Genomic DNA, 13293 nt, shown 5'->3' with positions numbered 1-13293 from the left:
GCTTCAAGACGACAGCAAGTGCGAGTTCATCTGTGTGATCGATAACCAGTTCACTCGCTCCTGCGAGCTAGCGGATCTCGTCTTGCCCGACTGCACGACGGCGGAACGCTGGGACCTGGTTCCCAGCGAGTACACCGGCGACATGGCATACCTGATTGCTTGTGAGCCGGCCATCGAACCGCTCTACGATTCGAAGTCTGGCTACGACATCTTCACCGGTATCGCCGAGAAGCTTGGGATCAAGGAAGAGTTCACGGAAGGGCGCGATCTCGAAGGCTGGGCCCGCCACCTTTACGATGAGGGCCGCAAGGAGGTACCCACGCTTCCCGAGTCGTTCGACGACTTCGTTCAGAAGGGCGTCCACCGCTACTACGCCAACGAGGAGAACCCTGAGGAAGGCACCTACGTTGGGCTCAAGGAGTTCCGCGACGACCCCGTCGCCAACCCGCTGGACACACCGTCGGGGAAGATCGAGATCTTCTCCAAGGAACTGTGGGAGATGAGCAAAACCTGGGAATTCCCCGAGAATCGCCCCGGCGACAAGGTATCCGCTATCCCCGAGTATGTTGCGACGTGGGAGGGCGCAGAGGAGGCCATGGCCAAGGACGCCAAGTATCCGATCCAGCTCATCGGCCACCACTACAAACAGCGCACTCACTCCACCTACGGCAACCTGCAACGCAACAACGAGCTGCACCCGCAGGCCGTGTGGCTGAACCCCATGGACGCCGAACAGCGAGGCATTAAGAACGGCGACATCGTCGGGCTGTTCAATGACCGCGGACGGGTACACATCCAGGCGAAGGTCACGCCGCGCATCATGCCGGGCGTCGCATCGCTCCCGCAGGGTGCGTGGATCAAATGGGACAAGGACGGGATCGACCACGGCGGCTCGGTGAACGTGCTGTCGAGCATGCATCCCGCCCCTGTTTCGAAGGGCAATTGTCAGCACACGAACCTCGTGCAGGTGGAGCTCGTCAGCTCTGAGCCGGCACCTAAGAAAGCTTGAGGAGACGACTGATGCTGGGCTTTCATTTTGATGCAACTGTCTGTAACGGCTGCAAGGCCTGCAATATGGCCTGTAAAGATAAACACGACCTCCCCGAAGGCGTGAACTGGCGACGCATCGCCGAGTACACCGGCGGAACGTGGCAGCAACACGGCAACACCTACACCCCCAACGTGTTCTCCTATTACACGTCCATTGCCTGCAACCACTGTGACAACGCGGTGTGCATGGAGGTGTGTCCGACGACGGCGATGAGCCGCCGCGACGATGGCACGGTGTACGTCGACGAGGATAAGTGCGTCGGCTGTCGCTACTGTGAGTGGGCGTGCCCGTACTCCGCGCCGCAGTTCAACCCGGAGACGGGGCACATGAGCAAGTGCGACCTGTGCGCCGACTACCGCGAGACCGGGCAAGATCCGGCGTGCGTGGCGGCCTGCCCGGCGCGGGCGCTCGATTGGGGCCCGATCGAGGAGCTGCGAGAGAAGTACGGCGACCAGAGCGCGTTTGAGCCGTTGCCCGATCCGAGCATCACAAAACCGAACCTCGTGATTACTCCGCACCGGGATGCGCAACCATCTGGGATGGGCACCGGCCGCATCGCGAACCCGAAGGAGCTGTGAGATGAACCTCCACGAACTCCCGATGATCTTCTTCACCGTCATGGCGCAAATGTCGGTGGGTGCGTTCCTGGTGCTGGGCGTCATCCAGTTGTTTGGTTCGCTGCGGCACGATTCCAAGACCATCGACCGCGTTGCCGACCCTGCGCTCTACGCCATCGGCCCGACGCTCGTGCTCGGCCTGATCGCGTCGATGTTCCATATGAACGACGTGTTCCACGTGCTCAACGTGTTCCGCGGCTGGCAGTCATCGTGGTTGTCGCGCGAGATCATCTTCGGCATGGGCTTCGCCGGCCTTGGCTTCCTGTTTGCCCTCATGCAGTGGTTCAAGTGGGGCAGCGCTAGGCTGCGCCAGGTGATCGCGGCGATCACGGCGCTCGTCGGCATTGGGTTGCTCGTCGTGATGAGCATGATCTACTACTCGCTGCGCACTGTGCCGGCCTGGCACTCGTGGTTCACCCCGGCGCAGTTCATCATCACTGCTGTGCTGCTCGGATCGCTCGCGGTGGGTACCGCGTTCATGCTGACGACGGTGTTTGGCCAGAACAAGAAGAAGGTCGACATCGACACCACCACCGATGCCACCGACGAGGCCACGGTGAACAGCCTCGTCGCTTCGTCGCTGAAGGGCATTGCTGTGACGGTGATCGTCGCTGGCTCCGCGCTGCTCGTGATGATGCCGATTTACCTGCAAAGCCTGGCCCAGATGGGTGAGATCGGTGCGAGCTCACTGGAGGCCTACTCTGGGGCGCTGTTTGTGCTGCGGCTTGCACTCGTCGCGGTGGGCGCGGGCCTGCTCGCCATCTTCATCTACGGTTTCGCGAAGCCGCACGCCAACCCCACGCCGCTCACCATCTGCGTCGCCGCCGCGCTGGCGCTCGTATTCGTCGGTGAGCTGCTCGGCCGCATGCAGTTCTACGAGGCGATGGTCAGGATTGGGATTTGATGCGCCAGCACGCAGACGCATTCGCCGCCACGTGGACGGCGCTCGCGAGCGTGGTGGGCACCGAATGCCCGGCTGAGCAGACCGTCAACGTGTTCCGCGATCCGACGATGCTCGCCGCCTGGCCGCTGGCCGACGACGCCGCCGCTGGGCTGGGCGGAGAGCGCACTCGGAGCGGCATCGACGCGCTGCGGGCGTCGTCGGAGACGATGCAAGAGATCGACGACGACCACTTCCAGCTTCTGCGTGGGCCGGGCATCCCCGCGGCGGTGCCGTGGGGATCGGTGCACCTGGGCGAAGAGCAGCTGCTGTTCGACGAGGAAACCTTCGACGTCCGACGCATGTACCAGCGTTTCGGGCTGCAAGCTCCGAAAATGAATGTCGAACCCGACGATCACGTCTCCCTGGAGCTGGAGTTTCTGAGTCAGCTCCTGGTACGCGGCATGCAGGCAGAAGACAAGGGCGACGCCAGCGCCGACGAATACTTCGCCGCGCACGACGAGTTCTGCCGCGACCACGTGTTGCGGTGGGTGCCCACCTTCTTTGACCAACTCACCTCGGCGGCCCAGACGTCGTTCTACCGAGGCATCGGGCTCCTGGGCCAAGACGCGCTGGCCGCAGCGAAGAGGCTTGTCGTAGCCGAATGAGCGTCGACGGCGTCATCACCTGGGCGCGGCTGTTTGGGGCCGGGCGCGTCGTCGAGCTGTGGAGCAGCGACGCGCCGCCGCCCGTGCGTGGGCAGCGCGGTGCGGTGCCCATCTGCTGGCCGGGAAACCTCGTCGACGCGCCGCTGCACCTGCCGCTGGAGATGCTCGCACTTGGCGTTGCGGACGTGCGCATCGCGCCCGACGCCGATGACGCTGGGCTCACGTCGCGTATCGAGCAGTGGCGCACGCTGTTTGCCCTGGTGGGTCGGGAATTGGGCGAGCCGGAGCCCGGCAAAGCGAAGCGCGACGTACTGCAGGCCGAGGCGATGCCGACGGTGCAACGTCGCTCGTTGTTCGGGCTCGGGGGCCGCACTGGGGAACCAGCAGAGCCCACCTGGGAGCCAGACCGCTCTCAAACCGACCATCAACGCTTGCGCTCCGCGCTGCGCGTGCTCGCTGGCGATCCGCCCCACCCGGAGGTGCCCGACGACGCACCCGGCCCAGGCGTGCAACTCGCAGCAGCCGGCTGCACGGCGCAGGGACAATGCGTGCAGGCGTGCCCGCAAGGAGCGCTACAGCTCACGCACACCGACGCAGCCAGCACGCTCCACTTCGACGTGTCCCTGTGCGACGGGTGCCGCCGCTGCATCGAGTTTTGCGATCAGCGGGCGCTCACCGTCGAGGCCCCCGCGCCTTGGAGCACTCTCCTCGACGGCGAGCCCGCGCCGCTCATCACCGTCGCCACGCGCACCTGCGAGCGCTGCCGAGTGGCCTTCCGCCCGGAGGCTGACGAGACGCTGTGCCCGGTGTGCGCGATGCGTCGGGCGAACCCGTTCGGCTCGACGCTCCCGCCTGAAGCCATCGAGCGGCTGCGACGGATGCGGGAACAACAAGGCCCGATGGCGTAGCGTGAAGCCATGACCGACGATCTCGCACAACACATGCACATCGCGGCGGCATCGCGTGCCGCCATGTGGGGTTGGTGCGCCCGCATCCTGAGCCGCCCGACGCCTGACCTCGTGACTGACCTGCGCGAGGGAATCGTCGCCGATGAACTCGTCGAGCACACGCAATGGTTGGGGGAGAGCGTCGACGTCTCCGGCCTCGAAGCCACACTCCGCGCGCATGCGCGGCGCTCCGTGAACCGCAGCGAAGCCGACGACCTTGCCGACCTGGACGAGGACTGGCAGCAACGACGCGCCGACGATCTCGCCGCCTGGTGCTCAGGTGCAAGTGCGGAGGCCGCCCGCGAGGCGGCGCTGTGGAGCAGCGGGCAGTTGGCTGAGGCGCGGACGCTGCGCGCGGAACAGCACCAGGCGCTCGCGCCGCAGGTTGATGCCTTGACCAAGTGGTGTGTGCGGACGCACACGGAAACGCAGGTGCTCGTGATGAAGGTGCTGGCCGAGATCGTCGCGCTCCACATCGGAGTGGAAGTAGGCCGGGATGTGCGGGGTCTTTTGCACGAGGACCCGAAGCGCCGGTTATTGCTGGGTGGCTGAGCCGGGCGTGGCACACTGGTAGGCATGCGAATCGCGCAAATGGCTAACTTCGTCGGCCCGACGTCCGGCGGGATGAAGGTGGTCATCGAGCAGCTCGGACGCGGCTATATCGAGGCCGGCCACGAGCGCGTGTTCGTGTCTCCAGGCAAGCGCGACGAGATCGTCGAGGACGAATCCGGCATCCACGTGTTCGTGCGGTCGCCGCGTATCACGAAGCAGTACCGCATGATCTCGAAGCCTTGGCGCGCGCTCGACGTGCTGGACAGGTTCCGTCCCACCACCATCGAGGTGTCGGACAAGTGGACGCTCTCGCCGGCGGGCCGGTGGGCGAAGAAGCGCGCGGTGGGTTCCGTGCTGTTCAGCCACGAGCGGCTCTCCGACATGCTCGCGATGTGGATCAAGCGCTCGTTCGGCGTGGAGGCCGCCGTGGGTGCGATGAACCGTCGGTTGGCGAAAGAGTTCGACGCCGTCGTGGTCACCAGCGAGTTCGCCGCCGAAGAGTTCTCGAACACCGGCGCCAACCTTGAGCGGGTGCCGCTGGGTGTGGACCTCGCGACGTTCCGCCCCGAGGTGGGCGCACCCGCCGACGACGGCGTGCTCAAACTCTGCTACGCGGGCAGGCTGAGCCACGAGAAGTCGCCGCAGCTCGCCGTGGCGACGGCAGTGGAGTTGCACCGTCGGGGAAGGCCGGTGCGGCTCGACCTCTACGGCACCGGGCCGGACAAGGCCGAGCTCGAGGAGATCGCCGGCGACGCGCCCGTGTTCTTCCACGGTTTCGTGGACGGGCGCGACGAGCTCGCCAAGCGCTACGCGGCGGCGGACATTTCGCTGTCGGTGTGCCCGGCGGAGACGTTTGGGCTAGCCGTATTGGAAGCGCTTGCCTCGGGAACCCCCGTCGTCACGTCGAACCGCGGCGGGGCGCACGAACTGGTGGACGCGACGTCGGGCGCGTGGGGAGCGCCGGACCCGAAGTCGCTGGCGGATGCCGTCGAGCGGCTGGTGCCCAACCTCGGCCCAGACCTGCGGCAGGCGGCCAGAGCCCGAGCGGAGCAGTACAGCTGGCGGCGCACCATCGAGCAGATGCTGGCGCTCCACGAGCGACTCGCCGACGAAGCTCCGGCCCGATCGCTGCGCGGATTCACGAGGAGGAAGCATGCGTAAACGCACGGCAATGCTCGGTGTGGCTGGGGTAATAGGTGCGGCGGTCGGCACGGTGGCTGCCTTCGCGCCGGCACCGACAGGGCGGGGGGATACCGTCGAATCCATCGCGGATGCGGCCGCCTCCGGCGGGGAGGAGGGCATCGACCTGGTGAACGCAGCGATTCGCGCGGTCGCCGAGGCCTTCCCGGTGCACTCGGCCTGGCATCTGTGGGAGTCGCCCACGACCTCGCTTCGCCACGGGCGCGGGCGCTCCCCGCAATACAACACGGTGCTGCTGCTTGTGTTGCGACGGTTGGGTTTCGACGTGCGCCTCGTGCACGCCGCGCGAGTGCGCGGATTCTCCAGGCCATGGTTCCTGAGCGGGCACACCTGGGTGAAGGTGTGCGTCGACGGCAGGTGGCTGGACGCTTGCGCGTCGTCTGTGTCAAACAAGGCAGGCGAGATCAACTTCGTACCGCTCACCGACGAGCTGCCCGTGTTCATCCGCACGCGCTGGGCACTGGGGCTTGCGCTGACCCCGTTCGTCGTGGCGATCGTGTGGTGGGCCTGGCTCACCGGAAAGCCAGTGCCCACGTGGGTGTATGGGGAGCGCGACGAGCCGTAATGGGAGCTTTGTTGTAGGGCTGGCTAGGTGCTTTGTAGCCAGATCATATCTGGTGTAAAAAACTATAGACAGGCTTCGCATCTTCGCATATCCTTTCGCTAGAAGTTGCCCCAGAGGGGGCGGCTCAGAGTGAGTAAGGACCAATGATGATTCGAAAGCTGCTCATTTCTGCACTTAGCGTGCTGTTGATTGCCCCCGTGGCTGCAGAGGCTGCTCTGCATTTGTATGCAGATAGTGATTACAAGACCTGGCTTGGGTCATTCAGTAACAAGATGTCAAAGCCACGGAATATGTCTTCTGGGGCCAATGACCGCCTCAGTTCTTTTAAGAATGAGACCGGCTACTATGTGGCTTTCTATCATGATGCTAATGGTGGAGGGCGCTGCTTTACGGGGGACCCAAAATCTAAAGCTGCTTGGTTCGGGTTCTGGGATGACAATAAGGTTTCCTCCTTTCAGTTGGGGCGTTCCTGCGGATGAGTGACGCTTCTGCTCAGGCCATCGAGGTGCGGGAGCTTTGCTTCTCGTACCCGATGGCCGCTCAGCCAGTGATTGCACTGGATAACGTTGAATTGGATCTCTCGCAAGGTGAGATTGTCTGTCTGCAAGGCGCCAGTGGTTCAGGGAAGTCCACGTTGTTGGCATGTATCGCCGGTCTTGAAGAGCCTGACTCGGGCACCATCAAGATCGGAGATCAAGAAATCGTTGGCCTCTCCGCGAAGCAGCGAACGAAGCTGCGACTCGATACCGTCGGTCTAGTTTTCCAAGATCATAACCTCGTTGCACAGTTCACAGCACGAGAAAATATTGAAATTGTGTTGCGTACCCAGGGAGCTCAGCGAGCATCGGAAAAGGCTGAAAATCTGCTCGAACTTGTGGGGATTAAAGATCTTGTGGATCGTCTTCCGGCGCACATGTCAGGCGGTCAACGTCAACGAGTGGGAATTGCTCGGGCTTTGGCTGGAGAGCGTCCCTTCCTTTTGTGTGATGAGCCGACGGGAGCATTGGATTCGAAGAATTCTGAATCTCTATTTAAGCATCTTCGCGATTTAGCGCATGGTCAAGGTATTGGTTGCCTCGTCGCTACGCATGATCCAATCGCTAAGAAATATGGTGATAGGGTAATAGAAATGCGTGATGGGTGTGTATTATGAGGCCATCAGTTCGCCTAATTCCGTTGTTATTGAGGGCCAGGGTGCTGCAAATTCTGTTGCTATCCACCGCTGTTGTAGCTTTTATTGCATCGCTGGCCTGGGGTGTTCTGCAAGCCTTACAGCTGTCCCCAGAGCAATTGGCTGCGAAATATCTTGGTGAAGCTGATGTTCTCTATCAGTACTATGTAGATGAACAAGATACTTCATCGGTGTCAGATGCGCCAATGCCTACTTGGTTACGAGATCTAGATCCTCATATAGAGCATTCCAGTCTTATCGCACTGCGTTCAGCAGAGGGGAAGGTGGTAGATGATGTCGAATATTATGAGATAAATCCCCGTTCGTTTGCATTGGAAGGTCGTTTTCACGTCGATGGTGATCATTTGCCTAACTCTCCCGGTGAATGTCTCTCGAATCTGAGCCAGACAGTTTGGGCACCGACGGTGGGGTCATGGCAGTTGGAGATTGTAGGCACCCTGCAAAACGTGTACAGCCCGAGCCAACATCTGATGTTGTGCGTGCCTGGAACTTGGAACACCTGGGATGTTCCTGCCAGTCAATCTTTTGTACGTAGTCTTGACACCTCGTATTACATTAAAGGCGACGAAACCTCTATACGCGAGACCGTGGCTTCAGTAGTGCAACGTCACGAAGCTTTGCCAGCGAATTTCACATGGAGATCACATTTTCTTGAGGGCCCCCGTACAAACGCCAAAGAGTTTCTCGGTGTTGTGAGCGTTGCAGCGCTCGTCGTGTTCAGCGTTCCGCTCATCTTTAGTACTCGAGCGGCGAGCTGGGTTGGCAAGGTGCAAATCGTGCTTTCGCAGGCAGGTATTTCTTCCAAGATTGTGCGCACAGCTGGAATATCGACGGTGTGTGTAGGCGCCACGGCAGCATCCATCGTCGCGTCGCTCACAGGCAGCCTCGTAGCACTCGTTGCGCGCCCGGTCTTAGGTCGCCTGAGTGGGGGATTACCACTTGGTCCGTGGAGCCTTGATGTCATGCTGGTGTTGGCGGTGATGTTGTTCTCCGTCGGGGGTGCACTGATAGGCTTTCTGTTGGGCATCATGCGAGATGAGCGGCAACTTTCCATGCGCAGCCGGACTGCCGTCGCATTGAGTCACAAAGGCGCGCGTGCTTTCCAAATTCTAACTGCTATGTTTGTCGTTATAGCGGGAGCAGTGCTGTGGACTTCTGACGGCAGATTTTGGCCAATGACGATAGGCATCTTGCTCATGGTGGCCGCAAGCGCTTGCGCGGCACCACTTCTTGGCATAGCGCTGGGTATGCGCTTTGCGAAACATACTGCTTCACCGGGCGCGCTAGCGGGCAGGCTTATCGTCGAGGACGGTCGACGTTGGGCCACCGTGTTTGCCAGCCTTACCGCCGTAGTTTCGGTGGTGTGCGCAGTATTCATCAACATTACGGCGTCCGTCGCCGCTCAAACGGAGCTTCTGAAATCTCCAGTACCGCGAGGCGTGGTCGTCGTCGATATGCCCTCGGAAGAGGAAGGCGGCCACAAACTCCTTGAGCAAATGGAGCGATCCGTCGGTATCACGCACAGCGCAGAACTCACCCAAACCTCGTATGTTGTGGACGGAGAGGGAATAATCCTCTTGGTTGCATCGCTAGCGGATGCGGAAACCATCTTGGGTCAGCTTCCCGATGAAGCCAAGCAGTCACTTATGCGCGGCAGCGTACTGCGTGCGGGTGCTACAGATGGACCCATTACCGTGCAGGCCCAGGACGGTTCAACCCTCGCGAGCAGCGTCGTAGGATATAAGCCTGAGACAGGGCGTGGACTCGCGCTGGGGTACGGATATGCGTTGCAATCATCCTTCCCAGAGGAGCCGGAATCCCGCACCATGTGGGTGTACACCGGGATCGACGATGAGGTGGAGTCTCGTCTTGCTGAGTGGCCGACTACGTCGGGCAATAATGTCGTCTCTATGCACAGGTACCTCGCTCAAACCGGCGGACTTCCGCTGTATCTTGCAGGGGGCTTCGTGGTGCTCGCTGTTGCCAGCATCCCTCTGTGTCTGTGGACGATGCGGAGGGAAGTGGAAGGGCTTCGTCCTCTTGCCAAAGGATTGGATGCCATAGGTTTGCCCTTTGCATGGATTTGGCGGGTGCTCTGCGCCATTGGAGGGTTGCTCCTAGCCGTCCCGCTGGCGCTGGGGTTGCTTGCAGCAGTTCTATCAACGGGGTTGCTGGAGCTGCTGTATCCGCCTGTATTTGACTTAGCGGGAGTCGGATGGCTGGGTGTTGCTGTCGGGATTTTGACCGCAGCCGTCGTGGTGTTCCTTGTCGCCACTCTCTCCGCGCGAGGAGTGAGAAAACGTCGGCGAAGCGAAGTGATCTGAGCTCCAAGAAACGCCGTGCGGCGCCCCCAGGTGGGAGCGCCGCACGGCGTTGTTACGAGTTGATGCCGAAGGTCAGGCGAGCGCAGCCTGCGCGTTCTTGGCCTTATCGAGGCGGGAGGCGACGTCGTTCCAGTTGACGACGTTCCACCAGGCGTCGACGTAGTCGGCCTTCACGTTCTTGTACTGCAGGTAGAAGGCGTGCTCCCACATGTCGAGCTGCAGCAGCGGCACCTGCGACGACGGCAGGTTGCCCTGCTGATCGTAGAGCTGGTGCACGAGGAGCTGGCCGCCCAGGGTGTCGAGAGCGAGGATGGCCCAGCCGGAGCCCTGGATACCGAGCGCCGTGGCGTTGAACTGCTTCTTGAAGCCTTCGAAGGAGCCGAAGCCCTCGGTGATGGCGTCGGAGAGGGCACCTTCGGGCTCGCCGCCACCGTCGGGGGACATGTTCTTCCAGAACACGGAGTGATTCACGTGGCCGCCGAGGTTGAAGGCGACGTCCTTGGCGAGCTTGTTGACGGTGCCGAACTCGCCCTTCTCGCGCGCCTCGGCGAGCTGCTCGAGCGCGGTGTTGAGGCCCTTGACGTAGGTGGCATGGTGCTTGCTGTGGTGCAGCTCCATGATCTCAGGGGCGATGTGGGGGGCGAGTGCGCCGTAGTCGTAGTCGAGGTCAGGAAGAACGTAGGTCATTGCCAATATCCTTTCGAGGGGCGTTCACTGGCTACAACCTCCACCCTAGCCGGAATATTCCCCCGCCCAAGTGGTTCTAAGCACACGGAAGCCCTTCGCAGAGGCCACTTTCTCCGTCGGCCATCCCCCGTCGGTGAGCCAGCGGGCAAGCGAATCGCCACCCAGATTCTTACTAACCACCATCCACGCCGTGCCGTCGGGACGCAGCTTCGGCAGCCACCTGAGCAGCAGCGCGTGGAGGGCAGCCTTGCCGATGCGAATCGGCGGGTTCGACCACATCTCGTCGAACGGGCCATCCGCATCCGTCCCTGCCCGCACCCGATCCGCCACTCCGTGCGCCTCCGCATTCATGTTCGTGAGCGTTACGGCATGCGCATTCACATCGACGGCATCGACGGTGACCTTCGGCGACGCGACGGCCAACCCCACCGCGATCGGACCAAACCCGCAGCCCAGGTCCAGAATGTGCCCCTCCGACGGCGGGTCTACCTCGCGCAACAGCACGCTCGTGCCCGGGTCCAGCCGGGTTCCGGAGAACACCCCGCGTGCCGTCGTGAACGTGAGGTCGTTGCCAAAGATGGTGGCGTCAATGGTGCGGGTGACGAGCGGCTCGTCGGGGGTCTCGAAATAGTGACTCATGATGGCTCCTCGAGGGATCGAACGGCGCGGGCCGTGGCCGCGCGGGCGGCGAGCTCGTCGTCGGGCGGATATCCGATCTCTTCCAGCACCAACCCGTGCGCGGGCATCACGAGCACCTCGTTGTGGCGCTCAGGGTGCGCGGCGACGCGCTCCAGCCACGTCTCGTCGCGAGCCCCGCCGGCCACCGCCAGCAGTGCCCCGACGAGTGAGCGCACCATCGAGTGACAAAACGCGTCGGCGAGCAGATGAATCTCGACGACGCCATCCTCGCGCTGGGTGGCTCTCAGCTCGCGGAGTTCGCGGATGGTGGTGGCGCCGTCGCGAGGCTTGCAGAACGGGGCGAAATCGCGCAGACCGAGCAGCAGGGGGGCGGCGTTGTTCAGGAGCTCGACGTCGACGCCGTGCCGCAGCGCGACGACGTGGCCGCGCTGCAGTGGGTCGGGCACCCGATCTGCGGGCAGCACCCGGTACGAGTAGCGGCGCCAGATGGCAGAGAAGCGCGCGTCGAAGCCGTCGGGCGCGGGCGACACGTTGCGCACGACGATGTCGTCGGGCAGCACCTTGCGTAGACGCCGGCGGAGGTCGTCGCAGATCGTCGGGGACGGGCGTTCGACGTTGAGGTGACACACCTGCCCGCGGGCGTGCACGCCGGCGTCGGTGCGGCCGGCCACGGTGAGTGACGATGGCTCGGCGCTGCGGAGCACCTTGCCAATCCATGTTTCGAGCTCGCCTTGCACCGTGCGCAGGCCAGGTTGCGCGGCCCAGCCGTGGAAGTCGTGCCCGTCGTAGGCGAGGTCGATGCGGAGCCTCATGGCCGGCGCTCGTACGTGAGGTCGAACACCTGGCGGCCCGCGGCGAGCCCGCGCGCCTCGAACTTCGTGACCGGGCGCTCAGCAAGCCGTGGCGCCCAGCCGTCGTGCACGTTGCGCAGCAGCGGATGATCGTCGAGCTGTTCCCGCATCCAGAGCGCGTAATCCTCCCAGTCGGTGGCCAACCGCCAACACCCACCAGGGCGCAGCTTGGCCGCGACCACGTCGCCAAACTGACGCGAGACCAGCCGCCGCTTGTGGTGACGCGCCTTGTGCCACGGGTCGGCGAAGAACGTCCAGACCTCGGTGAGGGAGCCGTCGGCGAACAATTGCCGGAGGCCCTGGGCGCCGTCGGCCATCACGAGCCGCACGTTCGACACCTCTTCGCGGGCGAGCCGTCCCACCGTCGACGCCACCGCCCGCTCGAACACCTCGAAGGCGACGACGTTCGCCTCCGGGCGCCCGGCAGCCATGGGGACGAGGGAATCGCCGGTGCCGGAGCCGATCTCGACGATGAGCTCGCCCTCGCGCCCAAACGTCGCGGCCCAGTCGACGCTGGCGCCGTCGGCGATGGACGTCTCCAGCTCGCCGGTGGGCACGTCGACGATGAACTCGCTGCCGTGGCGCTCCAATGCGGTGCGCTGCGAATCATTCATGCGGGAGCTGCGGCGCACGAAGCTCACGATGTCACGGTGGGGGCGGGCGGAAGTCACCGCACCACTGTATCGAGAACCGCCTGGATCAGCGCAGGGGAGCAGGTAGGCTCGAGGTAACCAAGGAGGCATCCGTGCGTACTGTGTTGAACATCATCTGGCTCGTATTCGGCGGCATCTGGCTGGCGCTGGCTTATTTCCTGGTGGGCCTGGTCAGCTGTCTGTTGATCGTCACCATCCCCGTGGGGGTGGCGTTCATGCGTATGGCCGCGTATGTGTTGTGGCCGTTCGGGAAGCGCGTCGAGAGGAAGCCGAGCGCTGGGGCGTTCTCTACCGTGATCAACGTGATCTGGTTCATCCTGCTGGGGTGGGCGCTCGCGCTGGTGCACGTGGTGACCGCGCTCGGTCAGGCGGTCACTATTATCGGCATCACCAACGCTGTGGTGAGCCTCAAGATGATTCCGGTGAGCTGCTTCCCCTTCGGCAAGCGCATCGTGAGCGCCTGACGC

The 13293-nt window shown here is 63.0% G+C and carries 16 protein-coding genes; 12 read left to right on the top strand and 4 right to left on the bottom strand.

The features are described from left to right. The 11 genes from Q0X68_RS06830 to Q0X68_RS06780 all read left to right on the top strand — a co-directional run. A partial coding sequence (locus tag Q0X68_RS06830; RefSeq protein WP_297749384.1) for a molybdopterin dinucleotide binding domain-containing protein occupies positions 1-1009 on the top strand: 1009 nt, incomplete at its 5' end. 11 nt (positions 1010-1020) lie between these two features. Beyond that, positions 1021-1629, top strand: coding sequence for a DMSO/selenate family reductase complex B subunit (locus Q0X68_RS06825; RefSeq protein ID WP_297749381.1), 609 nt, complete (start codon positions 1021-1023; stop codon positions 1627-1629). A 1-nt stretch (position 1630) separates the two neighbouring features. Next, the gene (locus Q0X68_RS06820) at positions 1631-2572 is read left to right on the top strand and encodes a DmsC/YnfH family molybdoenzyme membrane anchor subunit (protein ID WP_297749378.1); all 942 of its coding nucleotides are present in this window, start codon (positions 1631-1633) and stop codon (positions 2570-2572) included. Next, a complete protein-coding gene (locus tag Q0X68_RS06815) occupies positions 2572-3216 on the top strand; it encodes a molecular chaperone (RefSeq protein WP_297749375.1) in 645 nt (214 codons plus the stop codon). The genes Q0X68_RS06820 and Q0X68_RS06815 overlap by 1 nt, the downstream gene beginning before the upstream one ends. Further along, positions 3213-4124 (top strand): hypothetical protein, encoded by a 912-nt coding sequence (locus Q0X68_RS06810; protein ID WP_297749372.1) that lies wholly within the window; start codon positions 3213-3215, stop codon positions 4122-4124. The genes Q0X68_RS06815 and Q0X68_RS06810 overlap by 4 nt, the downstream gene beginning before the upstream one ends. A 9-nt stretch (positions 4125-4133) precedes the next feature. Then, a complete protein-coding gene (locus Q0X68_RS06805; protein ID WP_297749369.1) occupies positions 4134-4715 on the top strand; it encodes a hypothetical protein in 582 nt (193 codons plus the stop codon). A gap of 15 nt (positions 4716-4730) precedes the next feature. Further along, positions 4731-5876, top strand: coding sequence for a glycosyltransferase (locus Q0X68_RS06800; RefSeq protein WP_366127914.1), 1146 nt, complete (start codon positions 4731-4733; stop codon positions 5874-5876). Then, positions 5869-6480 carry a transglutaminase domain-containing protein gene (locus Q0X68_RS06795; protein WP_297749366.1) on the top strand — a complete coding sequence of 204 codons (612 nt, stop codon included), beginning with the start codon at positions 5869-5871 and terminating at the stop codon, positions 6478-6480. Before Q0X68_RS06800 ends, Q0X68_RS06795 begins: the two co-directional genes overlap by 8 nt. 143 nt (positions 6481-6623) lie before the next feature. After that, positions 6624-6959, top strand: coding sequence for a peptidase inhibitor family I36 protein (locus tag Q0X68_RS06790; protein ID WP_297749363.1), 336 nt, complete (start codon positions 6624-6626; stop codon positions 6957-6959). Beyond that, positions 6956-7633 (top strand): ABC transporter ATP-binding protein, encoded by a 678-nt coding sequence (locus Q0X68_RS06785; protein WP_297749360.1) that lies wholly within the window; start codon positions 6956-6958, stop codon positions 7631-7633. The genes Q0X68_RS06790 and Q0X68_RS06785 overlap by 4 nt, the downstream gene beginning before the upstream one ends. Positions 7634-7674: 41 nt before the next feature. Then, positions 7675-9996 (top strand): hypothetical protein, encoded by a 2322-nt coding sequence (locus tag Q0X68_RS06780; RefSeq protein ID WP_297749357.1) that lies wholly within the window; start codon positions 7675-7677, stop codon positions 9994-9996. Positions 9997-10068: 72 nt separating this feature from the next. Here the strand turns inward: Q0X68_RS06780 and Q0X68_RS06775 are convergent, their stop codons facing one another. The 4 genes from Q0X68_RS06775 to trmB are packed head-to-tail and all read right to left on the bottom strand — an operon-like array spanning position 10069 to position 12844. Then, on the bottom strand, positions 10069-10683 hold the full coding sequence (locus Q0X68_RS06775; RefSeq protein WP_297749354.1) for a superoxide dismutase: 615 nt from the start codon (positions 10681-10683) through the stop codon (positions 10069-10071). Between the two features lie 45 nt (positions 10684-10728). Further along, the gene (locus Q0X68_RS06770; protein ID WP_297749352.1) at positions 10729-11322 is read right to left on the bottom strand and encodes a class I SAM-dependent methyltransferase; all 594 of its coding nucleotides are present in this window, start codon (positions 11320-11322) and stop codon (positions 10729-10731) included. Beyond that, a complete protein-coding gene (gene truA / locus Q0X68_RS06765) occupies positions 11319-12134 on the bottom strand; it encodes a tRNA pseudouridine(38-40) synthase TruA (protein WP_297749349.1) in 816 nt (271 codons plus the stop codon). Before truA ends, Q0X68_RS06770 begins: the two co-directional genes overlap by 4 nt. Then, entirely contained in the window at positions 12131-12844 is a 714-nt protein-coding gene (gene trmB / locus Q0X68_RS06760) for a tRNA (guanosine(46)-N7)-methyltransferase TrmB (protein ID WP_297749346.1), read from the bottom strand. Before trmB ends, truA begins: the two co-directional genes overlap by 4 nt. Before the next feature lie 74 nt (positions 12845-12918). Here trmB and Q0X68_RS06755 point away from each other — a divergent pair, with 74 nt between their 5' ends. After that, positions 12919-13290, top strand: coding sequence for a YccF domain-containing protein (locus Q0X68_RS06755; RefSeq protein WP_108869998.1), 372 nt, complete (start codon positions 12919-12921; stop codon positions 13288-13290). Positions 13291-13293: the final 3 nt, after the last annotated feature.

The organism is uncultured Tessaracoccus sp. (assembly GCF_947286155.1).
GTDB lineage: Bacteria > Actinomycetota > Actinomycetes > Propionibacteriales > Propionibacteriaceae > Arachnia.
Note: the sequence above shows the minus strand (reverse complement) of the source record. Positions and strands in the feature narration are given on the sequence as shown.

What these genes read in the sequence shown, in the direction of transcription:
- Q0X68_RS06820 (WP_297749378.1), top strand. Translation starts at nt 1,631, where the DNA reads ATGAACCTCCACGAACTCCCGATGATCTTCTTCACCGTCATGGCGCAA.
- truA (WP_297749349.1), bottom strand. Translation starts at nt 12,134, where the DNA reads ATGAGGCTCCGCATCGACCTCGCCTACGACGGGCACGACTTCCACGGC.
- Q0X68_RS06770 (WP_297749352.1), bottom strand. Translation starts at nt 11,322, where the DNA reads ATGAGTCACTATTTCGAGACCCCCGACGAGCCGCTCGTCACCCGCACC.
- Q0X68_RS06775 (WP_297749354.1), bottom strand. Translation starts at nt 10,683, where the DNA reads ATGACCTACGTTCTTCCTGACCTCGACTACGACTACGGCGCACTCGCC.
- Q0X68_RS06805 (WP_297749369.1), top strand. Translation starts at nt 4,134, where the DNA reads ATGACCGACGATCTCGCACAACACATGCACATCGCGGCGGCATCGCGT.
- Q0X68_RS06815 (WP_297749375.1), top strand. Translation starts at nt 2,572, where the DNA reads ATGCGCCAGCACGCAGACGCATTCGCCGCCACGTGGACGGCGCTCGCG.
- Q0X68_RS06790 (WP_297749363.1), top strand. Translation starts at nt 6,624, where the DNA reads ATGATGATTCGAAAGCTGCTCATTTCTGCACTTAGCGTGCTGTTGATT.
- Q0X68_RS06785 (WP_297749360.1), top strand. Translation starts at nt 6,956, where the DNA reads ATGAGTGACGCTTCTGCTCAGGCCATCGAGGTGCGGGAGCTTTGCTTC.
- Q0X68_RS06810 (WP_297749372.1), top strand. Translation starts at nt 3,213, where the DNA reads ATGAGCGTCGACGGCGTCATCACCTGGGCGCGGCTGTTTGGGGCCGGG.
- Q0X68_RS06825 (WP_297749381.1), top strand. Translation starts at nt 1,021, where the DNA reads ATGCTGGGCTTTCATTTTGATGCAACTGTCTGTAACGGCTGCAAGGCC.
- Q0X68_RS06795 (WP_297749366.1), top strand. Translation starts at nt 5,869, where the DNA reads ATGCGTAAACGCACGGCAATGCTCGGTGTGGCTGGGGTAATAGGTGCG.